Annotated in this window: 9 protein-coding genes and 2 pseudogenes; 6 read left to right on the plus strand and 5 right to left on the minus strand. The window is 53.5% G+C overall.

Annotated features, from left to right (window positions below; translation table 11 throughout):
- Positions 1-220: 220 nt before the first annotated feature.
- The 4 genes from HA45_RS02645 (at position 221) to HA45_RS02660 (ending at position 5,302) form a co-directional block, all read left to right on the plus strand.
- Positions 221-1,198, plus strand: coding sequence for a glycosyltransferase family 2 protein (locus HA45_RS02645; RefSeq protein WP_100702202.1), 978 nt, complete (start codon positions 221-223; stop codon positions 1,196-1,198).
- A gap of 16 nt (positions 1,199-1,214) precedes the next feature.
- Positions 1,215-2,522, plus strand: coding sequence for an oligosaccharide flippase family protein (locus HA45_RS02650; RefSeq protein WP_100702203.1), 1,308 nt, complete (start codon positions 1,215-1,217; stop codon positions 2,520-2,522).
- Positions 2,519-3,514 carry a glycosyltransferase family 2 protein gene (locus HA45_RS02655; protein ID WP_100702204.1) on the plus strand — a complete coding sequence of 332 codons (996 nt, stop codon included), beginning with the start codon at positions 2,519-2,521 and terminating at the stop codon, positions 3,512-3,514. Before HA45_RS02650 ends, HA45_RS02655 begins: the two co-directional genes overlap by 4 nt.
- A 498-nt stretch (positions 3,515-4,012) precedes the next feature.
- The gene (locus HA45_RS02660; protein ID WP_100702712.1) at positions 4,013-5,302 is read left to right on the plus strand and encodes an HAAAP family serine/threonine permease; all 1,290 of its coding nucleotides are present in this window, start codon (positions 4,013-4,015) and stop codon (positions 5,300-5,302) included.
- A gap of 37 nt (positions 5,303-5,339) precedes the next feature.
- On the opposite strand, the gene HA45_RS02665 is transcribed toward HA45_RS02660, so the two are convergent.
- From HA45_RS02665 to dbpA, 3 genes and pseudogenes are all read right to left on the minus strand, one after another.
- On the minus strand, positions 5,340-6,896 hold the full coding sequence (locus HA45_RS02665; protein ID WP_100702205.1) for a methyl-accepting chemotaxis protein: 1,557 nt from the start codon (positions 6,894-6,896) through the stop codon (positions 5,340-5,342).
- 300 nt (positions 6,897-7,196) lie between these two features.
- A pseudogene (locus HA45_RS02670) lies at positions 7,197-8,158 on the minus strand (chemotaxis protein).
- A 127-nt stretch (positions 8,159-8,285) separates the two neighbouring features.
- The gene (dbpA, locus tag HA45_RS02675) at positions 8,286-9,665 is read right to left on the minus strand and encodes an ATP-dependent RNA helicase DbpA (RefSeq protein ID WP_100702713.1); all 1,380 of its coding nucleotides are present in this window, start codon (positions 9,663-9,665) and stop codon (positions 8,286-8,288) included.
- Between the two features lie 387 nt (positions 9,666-10,052).
- On the opposite strand from dbpA, the gene HA45_RS02680 reads away from it, so the two are divergent.
- On the plus strand, positions 10,053-10,250 hold the full coding sequence (locus tag HA45_RS02680) for a hypothetical protein (protein ID WP_034825302.1): 198 nt from the start codon (positions 10,053-10,055) through the stop codon (positions 10,248-10,250).
- Between the two features lie 78 nt (positions 10,251-10,328).
- Here the strand turns inward: HA45_RS02680 and HA45_RS02685 are convergent.
- Positions 10,329-11,695, minus strand: a pseudogene (locus HA45_RS02685) (amidohydrolase family protein).
- An 89-nt stretch (positions 11,696-11,784) separates the two neighbouring features.
- Entirely contained in the window at positions 11,785-12,645 is an 861-nt protein-coding gene (locus HA45_RS02690; RefSeq protein ID WP_100702208.1) for a LysR family transcriptional regulator, read from the minus strand.
- A gap of 87 nt (positions 12,646-12,732) precedes the next feature.
- Between HA45_RS02690 and HA45_RS02695 the strand changes: the two genes are divergently transcribed.
- Positions 12,733-13,905 (plus strand): cyanate transporter, encoded by a 1,173-nt coding sequence (locus HA45_RS02695; RefSeq protein WP_100702209.1) that lies wholly within the window; start codon positions 12,733-12,735, stop codon positions 13,903-13,905.
- Positions 13,906-13,967 lie beyond the last annotated feature (62 nt).

A 13,967-nucleotide genomic window follows, 5' to 3' on the forward strand; every position in this document is an offset into this window, starting at 1 on the left:
AATAAAACTGCACGATTTACCTGGCGAAATTCTTATTTTCGTTGTGGTTTCGTGAGTATTTAAAGGCCATATTTATTTTCCTGAGGATACTCCTAAATATGCTATCCATCATTGTTAAGCCGGGTGACAGTAATCTGAAGTGTGGACTGCGTAAATCGCTTCCCGTTTCACTTATCTTTATTTACCCGCTTTTTTAATACCGACAGAGTCCAGAGGTCATATGCAAAATCCCGTTAACGACGTTTTACTGAGCGTCATCGTGCCGGTGTACAACGCCGCGGCGTATCTGGAGCGATGCATCGAAAGTCTGATAAAGCAGGATGAAATTCGCTTTGAAGTGATATTCATCAATGACGGCTCAACCGATCATTCGCTGGCCATATTACAGAACTATGCCCATTACCCGCATTTCCACCTGATTAATCAGCCAAATGGCGGAGTGTCGTCTGCCCGCAATCAGGGGATTCGCGCCTCGCGTGGCAAACTGCTGTGTTTCCTCGACGCCGATGATTTTCTGCCGCCCACCGCTTTCTCAACCTATGTGCGCCTGATGCAAAACAATGTGGGCCTGGTGGTGGGTGAGTCTCAGCACTTTACGGCGCAGGGCAAACCGCTCGATTTCCCGCCGAATGCGGAGGCTTCACGCACGCTGAATGCCTCAGCAGCGATTAACGATCTGCTCTATTTCAACCCGCGTCACGGCATCTGCGACAAGGTGTTTCGCGGCGACGTGATCCGTCAGCATCAGCTGTGTTTTAACGAGGAGATTTATAACTTCGAAGACCTGCTGTTTGTGATGAATTATCTGCACCTGCAGCAGGCAAGCGACGTGGTCTTCACTCAGCGGGTGGTTTATCACTATGTGGTATCGGACAACTCGGCGACCCGGTCGATGTTGCGCGAAAAACACTTCTCTTTTGCTCGCTCATTTGGCGGCATGAAAGCGTTTTTATCCACTCAGCACGACCGCTGCTATTACCACCTCTATTTAAAAGTCACCTCGTCATACATCTATAAGGCGTTGCATAGCGACGGCTTTAGCCGCGCGTTTGTTGATGAATATATCGCGCTCTATCGTCGCAGCTTTAAGTCCTGGTGCTCATCAGGGCCGATGCTCAATCCGTGGAGTCTCTACTTTGCGCTGTTTTTCGTCAGCCCGCGTCTCGTCTCACGCTTACGCAAACTGGCACAAAAATAAACGCTGAGGGTGATCTGTGAAAGATAAATTAAAGAATTCGATGTGGATGATCGCGGAAAAACTGATCGCGGTATTTGGCCTGATCTTTGTCACCTCCTACGTGGCGAAATATGTCGGGCCAACCACCTTCGGCATTATCTCGGTTTCCATGCTGGTGTTTCAGTTTATCCAGTCGATTGCCGCGATGGGCAGTGATGTGATTCTGCTAAAACGCATTTCACAAAACCGCCACTCAGGGATTCGTCTGATGATGGCCACGTTTTTATTGGTGCTGGTGTTGTATTGCGCGCTGGCGGCCAGTGGCATGGTGATTATGGGGGAAGAGTGGAGCCGGGAAGCACTGATCTTTATCTGTGCGGCGGCGGTGGCTTGCCTGTTCTCTTCGCTCGATCTGGTCAATATCTATAACGAAGCGATGCTCAATGCGCGTTTGAATGTGATCGCCAATGTCGCAGGACTGGCAATCAGTTTGACTGTGCGCTTCTTTATTTCCTGGTACGAACTGGATCCTCACTATCTCGCCATCCCTATCGTGTTGGCGACTTTGCTTCCCTTCAGCATCAAACTTGCCATTTTCATGCATTACCACCGGCAAATTCCGGTTCCCGCCTTGCGACAGATGAAGAAATATTCGCGCTATATGGTGGCATCCGGAATATCACTGGTTTTCTCAGTGATCGCGGTGGCGATTTATACCCGTGTCAACCAGGTCAGCGTCTCCTATTTTCTCGGTATTAAAGAGGCCGGTATTTTCGCCGTGGCGATGACACTGGCAACGTCGTGGGTCTTTCTCCCCAACGCGTTATTAGCCTCTTTCTTCCCGGCCTTCTTCGCCGAGCGAGACAGTGAGCAGTCGATCATTAAAGCGCAAAAGCTCCATCTGTTGGTACTGGGCGTATCCGGTGGGGTGATCATGGCGATTTGGCTGCTGTCCGGCTGGTTCATTCGTGACTTTTATGGTGAGGCGTATCTGGATGCCGTGGCGCCAACGTTGCTGCTGAGCGTGGGTGCCATGTGCGCAGTGCTGAGCAGTGTGATGGACCGCTTTATTATTAAATATAACGGTTACCGTTATCTGGTGAAAAAAACCTTCGCCGTCTTAATTATTTGCCTGGCATCTTCCGTGATATTGGTGCCGATTTTTGGTTTAACCGGCGCCGCCATGAGCGTGGTATTAACCGAATTCCTTTCCTTCTCGCTGCTTAATTACTTTTTTGCTGCACAACCTGTCATGCGTATTCATCAAATATTTTTCAACCCCAGGAAGCTATGGCTGCTCTTTAGCAATATTAAAACCTCAGACAGTAAAGAGAGTTTATCATGAATGAAAACCCACTATTTAGTATTATCATTCCCGTCTATAACTCACAAAAAACCATCAAGCGAACATTGCTGAGCGTGCTTAATCAGACTTACGGCAATTATGAAGTTGTGGTGGTTAATGATGGTAGCAATGATTCAAGCGTGAAAGTCCTGGAAGAGTTTTTACCTTTTTCTCAGGTCAGTGTCATTCACCAGATTAATGCCGGCGTCAGTGCAGCCCGCAACAGTGGATTGCAACAGGCCCGTGGGGATTATGTGCTTTTCCTCGATGCAGATGATTGGGTCGATGATAATTTCCTGATGCTGTTCAAGCAGAATCTGGATGCGTGGCCAGCAGAGACCGTCGATTTAATGGTCGGCAACCTCAACGATAACCGTGTGGGTAAGGTTTCGCAGGCAGGCTTCTTTAGCAACGAGGATATCCCTTATGTTCTCGGTGAGCTGGAGATGAGTGATAACATTGGCTATCTGCATAATAAATGTTATCGCCGTCAGATTTTAAGTGAATTAAATCTGCGTTTCATGGAAGGCATCTCCATGAGTGAAGATCTGCTGTTCAACCTGAAGTTCTTTAGCTGTATCAGTAATTTTCTCGTGACACCGGGTGCGGCTTATCATTATGAAGACGTCGCGGGCTCGTTATCTAAGCAGAAAGTACAGTACAGTGAATTGAAGGTGCGAAAGCAATTTCTCACGACGTTGTATGATTCGATTGTTGATAAATATCAGGGAAGCAATCTCGATTATTTGCTGAAGGGCATTTCTAAACGCGTCCTGGCGTTGGATATGCAAATCGTAACGGCAATGTATCATTCGTCCTTTTCACCTGCGGATATTGCGCAGGAAATAAATGAAATAAAGCGGGGTAAATACTCGAAAGGGATTTTCATTCTGCTCAATAAAAATGAAAAATTGAAGTACATGATTATGAATTTGAATACTATCACAGCGTACTATTTTCTTTATGCACTCTACAGAATGCGCGCATTCTGATTTGAAATTCCTCCGGAATTATTCTCTGAAATTGTCTGCCGCTGTTAATCCTCCAGGATACAGGGTGGAACGATTGCTGCGTCAGAGAGCAGTTGCCGGGGGAGTTTCACCCTTGTTGACTGCAGCACCTGTGGCAACGGTTTGCCGTTGCCACATTTTCCCTGCCAATCCTGCTTTTTCGCCATACCGCTCACTCACCCCTTTCTGATTGTTCTGCACGCTCGCCACGCTTTCCCCGTGGCCGACAAGTCCTTGCACTCTCCCCACGTCTCATGTCAAATAGCGCCCCATGCAATCGTTTGCGTGCGCGAATCATGCATTTTTGTCGATTAATTCGCCAGTTCAAGCATTTTTAGCCTGTTTGTGATGCATGTCTTGCGTTCAGGCAACCTTAACGCGCGAAAAACGCGTAGCATGTGCCCGGTCGCGTTAATCGCCTATTTAGCAGCCGTGATTGCGGTTGCATTGTTGATGAAGCTTTACATTGTGGAGAGACAGATGGACAACTCACAAACCGTTGCGCAGGGCACGGTTGAGGCCAGCACAACAGGCTGGCGCAAGAGTGATACCGTGTGGATGCTGGGTCTGTACGGTACGGCGATTGGCGCAGGCGTGCTGTTCCTGCCAATCAATGCGGGTGCAGGTGGATTGATTCCCCTGATTATTATGACGATCCTTGCCTTCCCGATGACCTACTATGCACACCGCGCACTGACGCGATTTGTGCTGTCGGGTAAAAATCCCGGTGAAGACATCACTGAAGTGGTGGAAGAGCACTTTGGCGTGGGCGCCGGCAAGATCATCACGTTGCTCTATTTCTTCGCCATCTTCCCGATCCTGCTGATGTACAGCGTGGCAATCACCAACACCGTTGATAGCTTTATTGTGCATCAACTTGGCCTGAACTCGCCGCCGCGCGTACTGCTGTCGCTGATTCTGATTATCGGCATGATGACCGTAGTGCGATTTGGTGAGCAGATGATCGTCAAGGCGATGAGCGTGCTGGTGTTCCCGTTTGTGGCAGTACTGATGCTGCTGGCGGCTTACCTGGTACCACACTGGCATGGCGCAGCGTTGGAAACCCTCTCTTTCAGCCAAAGCGCCAGCGATAGCAGCATCTGGATGACGCTGTGGCTGGCGATTCCGGTAATGGTGTTCTCTTTCAACCACTCGCCGATTATCTCGTCGTTTGCAGTCGCCAAGCGTGAAGAGTATGGCGCCGGGGCGGAAAAGAAATGCTCGCGCATTCTGGCTAGCGCACACCTGATGATGGTGGTGACAGTGATGTTCTTTGTGTTCAGCTGTGTGCTGAGCCTGTCGCCAGCGGATTTACAGGCGGCAAAAGATCAGAACATCACCATTCTTTCCTATCTGGCAAACCACTTTAATGTGCCGATGATTGCCTGGATGGGGCCGATTGTGGCGATGGTGGCGATCACCAAATCGTTCCTCGGTCACTACCTTGGTGCTCGTGAAGGCTTTAACGGTATCGTGGTGAAGTCACTGCGCAGCCGTGGCAAAAGCGTGACGCCGCAGCGTCTGAACCGTGTCACCACCGGTTTTATGCTGTTAACCACCTGGCTGGTCGCGACCTGGAACCCAAGCATTCTCGGGATGATTGAAACCTTAGGCGGGCCGATCATTGCGATGATCCTGTTCCTGATGCCGATGTACGCGATTCAGAAAGTCCCGGCCATGCGTCAGTACAGCGGTAAGATCAGCAACGTCTTCGTGGTCATTATTGGCTTGTTAGCGATTTCGTCGATTGCGTATTCGCTGATGAATTAATGCAAAAGGGCGGCGCGATCGGTCGCGCCGCTCTGTCTTACACCGCTGCTGTCTTAAACACACTCATCGACTGCGCCAGACGATCGGCCTGTTCCTGCAGCGCCTGCGAAGCGGCTGACGCTTCCTGTACCAATGCCGCATTCTGCTGCGTCACCGCTTCCATCTGGGTAATCGCCATATTGATCTCACTGATGCCGCTGCTTTGCTCGCTGCTGGCGATGGTGATTTCACTCATGATATCCGCCACGCTTTTCACGCTATTGACCACTTCACCAATGGTTGAACCGGCATGGGTCACCAGACGGCTGCCTTCGTCCACTTTCGCCACCGAATCTTCAATCAGTACTTTGATCTCTTTCGCCGCAGAGGCCGAACGCTGCGCCAGATTACGCACTTCCGTTGCCACTACCGCAAAGCCACGGCCTTGTTCACCGGCGCGAGCCGCTTCAACGGCGGCGTTCAGGGACAGAATGTTGGTCTGGAACGCAATGGAATCGATGACGCTGATGATATCGACGATCTTCTTCGATGAAAGGGTAATGGCTTCCATCTTCTCAATCACCTGCTCCATCACCACGCCGCCTTCTTTGGCAACCGTGGAGGTGGTGGCGACCAATTGATTGGCCTCGCGCGCGTTATCCGCATTGTGTTTAACGGTGGCCGTCATCTGCTCCATGGCGGATGCGGTCTCTTCCAGCGAGCTGGCCTGCTGCTCGGTGCGTGATGAGAGATCGATGTTACCGCTAGAGATCTGATTTGAGGCCACGGCGATGGTGTCGGAACCGGCGCGCACATTGGACACAATGGTCAGCAGGTTGTCATTCATCGCCTGCAGTGCTTGCATCAGCACTGCGGTTTCATCTTTGCCGCTCACCTCAATGTGAGAACTCAAATCGCCTGCGGCAACTTTCCCGGCAATGCTCACTGCTTCATTCAGCGGACGCACAATCGAGCGCGTCAGCATAAAGCCCAGCAGCACGGAGGCGGCAATCGCAATGGCTGAGAAGATGAGCGTGATTTCAATCGCGGTTGAGCCGTCGTCGATAATGCCGCTGCCTTCTTTGCGCAGCTGATCGGACTGTGAATTGGCGAATGCCACAGCGCTATCGAGGAAGGTATTCTGGGTGCTGGTGATTTTCTTCAGCACATAGGTGCTGGCATCTTCCAGTTTACCGGCACGCACCAAATCCAATACTTCATTCTTCTGCGCTTCAAACAGCTGGCTGGCCGCCAGCAGACCGGCGATTTTCTTTTTACCCACTTCGGTAGTCTGAATCGCTTCGATTTTCTTCATGGCGCTGTTGGTGCGATCGGTGGCTTCATCCAGCTGCTTAAAACGCTGAAGGTTATTCTCTGGGCGCAGCGTATCAATCACCATGCCGCGCAGAAATTTAATCTGATCGTTGACGCCATCTCGCACGTCAAAGCCCAGACGCACTTTCACATAACGATCTTCCACAATCGACGTGATGCCGTTTTTGATGTTGTTGATTTTCATAATCGACGTCACGCCGACCACACACAGTAGTGCCACGACTAAAGCAAAGGCTATCCCTAAGCGGGCGCCCACTTTCATATTCTTTAAGCTCAACATTGGTTCTCCCCGTAATGCTAAATAGTGTTGTTTTCAAGACGGAAAAGCAGGCTGGAGGCCCGCATCAGGCTGATGTTTTATAAGGTAAAGATACTCACCGGGCGTGATTAATCGGGTGTGGATGTGCCGGTTTAAGCGCTATCAGTTATCGGTTGTTAATGTTTTAACTTTAATTTTTTAGAGGTAGGTCACAGAATCGTTAACAACACTAAAGGTTGGAACTGATTGTCTGAGGAAACAAGGGGCGTAAAAAAGGCGCGAAGTTCGCGCCTGATAGCAAGGGGGTAACCAAAGCTGGGATTAACGCTTCTTCTCTAACACGCGATGGATCACGCTCGACAGCTCGTTGATCTCGAATTTAGCCACATAACCATCAGCCCCGACTTTACGCACGTGATCTTCGTTGGCGCTGCCGGAGAGCGACGAGTGGATCACCACCGGAATATGGCGTAATGCTTCGTCGCGCTTGATGTTGCGCGTGAGGGTAAAGCCATCCATCTCAGGCATTTCCAGATCGGTCAGCACCAGCGCGATTTTGTCGTGGATCGATTCACCCGCCGCTGCCGCTTCTTTCTGCATATCGTTAATCTTGATCCAGGCTTCCAGGCCGGTATTGTGCATGATGGCGGGAATGCCCATGCTCTTCAGGCCCTGCTCCAGTAGCTGGCGCGCGACTTTGGAATCTTCCGCGACGATCGCCACCTGGCCAGGCTTGAGATTGAAGTTTTTCGCGGTTTCTTCGCTTGGCTCCACGCCGCGCACTGAAGGAATGATGTCATACAAAATCTGCTCAACGTCGAGCACCAGCGCCAGATTATTGCTTTCACCATCGCTGTCGAGACAGGCGATGCTGGTGATATTGCGGCTGCCAATCCCGGCTTCTGCCGTATGCACCTGATTCCAGTCCAGACGCACGATGTTTTCCACTGACTCAACGGCAAACGCTGGGTGCTGCGCGCGTACTCGGTCACCAGCAGCAAATTCAGGCCCGTTTCTGGTTTGCAGCCGGTGACCGCAGGCAGATCGATAACCGGAATAAACTGGCCGCGAATACTGGCCATACCCAGCAGTGGCGATTGCATACCCGCTGCACGCGTGATGGTGGGCATCGGCACGATTTCGCGCAGCTTAAACACGTTAATGCCATACAGCTCAGATTTGCCTTTCAGCTGATCGGAACCCAGGCGGAACAGCAGCAGTTCGAATTTATTGGAAAGCGCAAGGTTGGCGCGTTCATCGATCTCTTTCTGAAAATTATCCATCATGGCCTCAAGCGGAATCTGGGCGGGGTAAAGGGGCAATGATTAACTTATCGGCAGCGGAAGAAAAAAATGAAGGGGGGAGGGGACAAATTTAGCGCGAGAGCCAATGCTCTCGCGCTAGCAGGGATCACTTCAGCAGGATAGCGCGCACGCTTTTGCCTTTGATCTTGCCTTCTTTCAGCTTGATCAGGGCTTTTTTGGCCTGCGCAGCATCAATCGCGACATAGGCATGGGTTTGTGTCAGATCGATCTTACCGATTTGATCGGCGCTGAAACCGGCTTCTCCGGTCAACGCACCCAAAATATCGCCTGGGCGAATTTTGGCTTTGCGTCCGCCATCAATACACAGTGTCATTCGGGTGGCAGGCAATGCCTGTGCCGCTTTACCTTTCAGCGTGGCGGAGGGAACCCAGTTGAGTTTCTGGCTGAGATACTCCTCGAGCGCGTTGGCACGTGCCATTTCATCCGGCGCGACAAAGCTAACGGCCAATCCTTTCTCGCCTGCACGCCCGGTGCGGCCGATACGGTGGATATGCACTTCCGGATCCCACGCCAGCTCAAAGTTCACCACTAATGCCAGTGATTTGATATCCAGCCCGCGCGCTGCAACATCGGTAGCGATCAATACGCGGATACTGCCATTGGCGAAGCGAATCAGGACGCGTTCACGATCGCGCTGCTCCAGGTCGCCATGCAGCGCCAGTGCGCTGATCTGACGGTCGTTCAGCGCCGCGGCAACGTCATCACATTCACGTTTGGTGTTGCAGAACACCACGCAGGATGCCGGTTGTTGTTGGCTCAAAAGCGCACTCAGCAGATTGCCACGCTCGTGGGCGCTGGCTTCAATAAATTGTTGTTCAATGGCCGGTAACTCGGCTTTGTCTTCGGTGGCAACGGCCAGCGCATCACGCTGGAAACGCTGACTGAGGCTGGCGATGGTGTCCGGCCAGGTTGCTGAGAACAGGAGCGTCTGGCGCGCTTCTGGCGTGAAGCCAATGATCGCTTCCATGTCATCACGGAAACCCATCTCCAGCATGCGGTCGGCTTCATCTAATACCAGCGTTTGCAACTGATTCAGATCGAGGTTATCGCGCTTGAGGTGATCAAGGATACGGCCCGGCGTGCCGACCACGATATGCGGTGCGTGAACTAATGAATCGCGTTGCGCGCTCATGGGTTGGCCGCCGCACAGGGTCAGAATTTTAATGTTGCGCGTGAAACGGGCTAGCTGACGCAGCACGTTGCCGACCTGATCGGCCAATTCGCGGGTCGGACATAGTACCAGTGCCTGCGTCTGGAAACGGCTGATATCGATGCGTTGCAGCAAACCGATACCAAAAGCGGCCGTTTTACCACTGCCGGTTTTCGCCTGCGCACGCACGTCGCGCCCTTCAAGAATGGCTGGCAGGGAAGCGGCCTGAACCGGCGTCATGGCGTCGAAACCCATCTCGCGCAGATTGTCGAGTTGGCTGGCAGGGAGTTGCGTCAGGGTAGAAAAAGCGGTCACAGGAATGTCTCGAATAGCGGTCAGGATTGCGGCGGCCAGTCTGGCAGAAAGGGCCGTCATCGGCAATCGTAATCGCAAAACTGATAACGTTAAGAAAACAGTTAGCGATATGATCATTTGCTTAAGTAATGAACGCTTATTGATGTGAAATTTTAATCAATTACCTAATGAGGTGACTCGGATCTTTCTGAGGGAAAAATGCTTTCTTTAACGAATAGGTGCAATTAGCGTTGATAATATGACTATATAACGTCATTTTACGCTGATTTTTCCGATGTTACGCTTATGTGTCACTTAAGATGGGTAAATTCCGATTAAAATAACCCACCGACTTGCTTTATATTTACCGCGCCATTTGGCGAACAATAATATATTCAGAGGTCCAGTTTGAGTCTTTACGTCCAGGGACAAAACGAAGACATTCTGAAAATCGTCGGCCGCGCCGTGTTAACGCTGCATCTGCATGGAGAGACCCTATCTTCGGATAAAGTCAGCTCTATGATTGCGTGTTATGCGGAAGAAGAGCCAGCTAGCGACGATGAAAACCAGCGCTTGTACGCGCTGGCTATTCAGATGTTATCGTAAATCCAGCAACCTGCATGGGGCGCTTGTCGCCCCTGCTTTTTCGTTCATAAAGCCCCCGTTTCGGGGGCTTTTTTGATCCTAAAGACTGAACACCGGCGTACCGCTGTGGAAGGTCGCCCGAACCGGAGCGATGCGCGCCACCGCTTCGGCGGAGCAGCTTGCCGCAACCAGCATCATGCTGGCGTCACCCTGTACTTTCGGCCATTGACGTTCGCCCTGATTGGAGAGTGGCAGAATGCCGCCGGTGGCGATATGCAACGCCCGACTCAAACCAAACTCATCGGAACCGCGATACAGCTGCGCATAGAGATTGGCTTTCTCCAGCATGCTGCCGGTGCCAAACGGTGACCAGTGATCGATCACGCTGTCGGTGCCGGTCATTACCGTGACACCTGCTGCCTGCAGCTGGGGCAGCGGCATGGTGAGCTTGCCGATCGGGATAGTGGACGCCACGCTCATTTGCTGTTCGGCGATGCCGGCAATCATTTGGTCCAGCGCTTTGCCTTCCAGCGTGCCCAGCGCAAAGCCGTGGCTTAGCGTCACTTTGCCTTTAAGCTGGGGATTTTTGGCGATGGTGTCCACCATGTACTGAATCGCTGCCACGCCAGACGGCGCGGTTTCGTGCAGGTGAATATCGACGCCACGATCAAAATCCAGCGCAATCTGGAACATCGCATCGAGCGACGCCTGCATAGCGCCATCGACGTTGGTGGGATCCAGCCCGCCGACATACTGCACGCCCATCTGCATCGCTTCGCGCATCAGGCCATCGACTTTCGAATGCAGTAAACCATGCTGCGGGAAGGCGACAATCTCGCAGGGAAAGGCTGGATGATTGGCCAGCGCCAGCTTCAGGTGTTCCAGGCTTTTCAGGCCACTCACCGGATCGATATTGCAGTGGCTGCGCGCTTCGGTAGTGCCCTTACTGTGCAGCAGACCGATTAATGCTTCGGCACGTGCCTGCGAAGTGGGCAGCAGTTGCGGGATCAGCACTTGCTCACGCGCAATCATGTCCATGATGGTTTTGCCCTGACGCGGCCGCGGTGCTTGCCACGGCCCGCTGTAGAAGGTTTTGTCCAGGTGGATGTGCATGTCGCGGGTGCTCGGCAGCAGCAGAGAGCCGTTGGCATCCCACTGCGGGATATCGGCATGGCGCGCGTTTCCGGCGGCATCAATGGCAGCGAATTTGCCGTCCTTGATGGTGATATCGTATAGCGCGGTGCGTGTGGCGACGATTTCAGTGCCGTCACGCTCAAACCTTCTTCGAGGCGTACATTGAGCAACTGGTAATGTGCCACTTGCGGTGGCGGCGTGGGCGTGAGTGCTTCAGTGGACGATGCCGCTTGAGCCGTGGTGCTCATACCGGCGGCCAACAGGCTTCCGGCGGCGCTCAGGCGTACGCCCTGGCTGATAAAATGGCGGCGGCTGGGAGAAGAGAGGTGCATCAGAGGCTCCGATCAACAGGGAAAACGTTAATCTGGCAAAACGCGTGCCGCGGCGCTGCGATATTTCCCACTGCTGAGCAGTGGGAAAATCACTGCCACTTTAATTGACAGAGTTCCACTAACGCGGCGGCCAGCGCCTGCTGCAAATCGTCCTGCGGCGCGCGACAAAACAGGGCCAGTTCAAAGTGGCCGATCGGCGGTAAACCCTCGTTCTCGCCTAACACGCGATGGCCCGGCAAACGGCAGCTGGCAGGCAGTAAGGTCAACCCTAATCCTGCCGCGCTGGCACTGGCGAGTGCCACCAGGCTGGCGCTGCTGTAGCTGATGCGCCAGCCGCGCCCCAATCCATCCAGCGTCTGGCACATCTCTTCGCGGTACAGTCCAAGTTGCGGAAACACCACTAGCGGCACGGGCGTCTGCTCAAAGCAGGGATATTCGGCGCTGTCGAGCCACAGCAGCGGTTCCGGGCGCGCCGCCAACGGACGTTCACCGCCCGGCTGCTTGATCAACATGATATCCAGTTCCTCACGCAGCCACGCACGGTGCAGATCGACATACATGCCGCTCATGACGTCGAGGCGCAGTTGTGGGTGCTCGCGGCTAAACTGTGCCAGCAGAGTGGCGGTCGGTGCGGCAAAATCTTCGGGTACGCCAAGGCGCAGCACGCCGTCGCGCCATTTATCACTCAGTACATCGTGCGCTTCGCCATTTAGCGCGATGATGCGGCGTGCGTAGCCGAGTAATTTTTCCCCCTCTTCGGTCAGCACTACCTGATGCGAGGTGCGTTCCAGCAGCGCTTTACCAATCATCTCTTCCAGACGCCGCACCTGCTGGCTGACGGTGGATTGCGACAGGTGCACGCGCTCAGCGGCACGGGTGAAGCTGGCGGTTTCGCATACCGCTACAAAGCTGAGCAGCTGTTGCGGGGTGAACATCGGCTGACGATTCATTTTTCCACTGGTCGCTATGGTGTTATTTCATTTCCAAATAGTAACCGCTGCTGCGATGCTGACAACCTTTTCACTGCAGGATTGTGTATGAACCGACATTCCAACGGGCTGACGCTCGCTGCTTTGGTGCTGGCCGGCCTCAATATGCGTCCATTACTGACGTCCGTGAGCCCGTTATTGGGCGAATTACGCCAGGCGATGGGCCTCTCATCGCTTGCCGCTTCGCTCTTACCCGCCGTGCCGATGGTGATGATGGGCGCGGTGGCACTCCTCAGCGCCTCTTTGATGCAGCGTGTCCCGCTGCAACGATTGTTAATCGCCGGGTTGATCCTGCTGCTGCTGGCGCTGGCCGCACGTGGCGTGATTCACGATGGCCAGTGGCTGGTCGTCAGTGCACTGTTTGCTGGATTGGGCGTGGGTGTCGTGCAGATGGCGATGCCCGGTTTGATTCGCCAGCGTTTTGCCCAGCGTAGTGCACCCGTGACCGGGCTGTGGGCGGGGGCGTTGATGGGCGGCGGGGGATTAGGTGCAGCACTCTCGCCGTGGCTGAGCGCGCATTTTGGCTGGTCGCTGGCACTCACCGGTTGGGCGCTGCCGGTGTTGCTGGCCATTGTGCTGTGGTGGGTGGTGCGGGTGCCGGTGGCACAGAGTGCAGAGCCTGTGTCCCTGCCTGCGCTGTGGCGCAAACCGCGCGCCTGGTCGCTGGCGCTCAGCTTTGGCCTGGTGAATGGCGGCTATGCCACCTGTGTGGCCTGGTTGCCGGATGCCTATCATCAGCTAGGCTGGTCAGCACAGGCAGGCGGATCGCTGCTCGGTGCGATGATTCTGTGTCAGGTGGCAGGTGCGCTGTTGATGCCGCTGCTGGCTCGCAACGCGGACCGCAGGCCGCAACTGATTATCAGCCTGCTGTCTCAGCTGGTCGGCATGGGCGGTTTTCTGTTTGCACCGCAATTAGCGCCGTGGCTGTGGGCAGCAATCGCAGGGTTTGGTTTGGGCGCGGCGTTTCCGCTGGCAATGGTGCTGGCGCTGGATCACCTGCCACATCCACAGGCCGGTGCACGTTTAGTCGCATTCATGCAGGGTGTCGGTTTTATCATCGCCGGTTGCATGCCGTTTATCGCCGGACAATTGCAGGTGCTGACCCACAGCTTTACCAGCGTGTGGATCATGCAGGGAGCCGTAACTGTCGGGCTTATTTTCTTAAACCTGCGCTTTCATCCCCACAGTTATCGTCAGGCCTTTGGTCAGACAATGCGATGATTGGTCCTACCAAAACGATATAAATGTTGCCGCATCGTCACATAACACGAAAAATCACCCCA

This window comes from Pantoea rodasii (genome assembly GCF_002095465.1).
Classification (GTDB): Bacteria; Pseudomonadota; Gammaproteobacteria; order Enterobacterales; family Enterobacteriaceae; genus Pantoea; species Pantoea rodasii.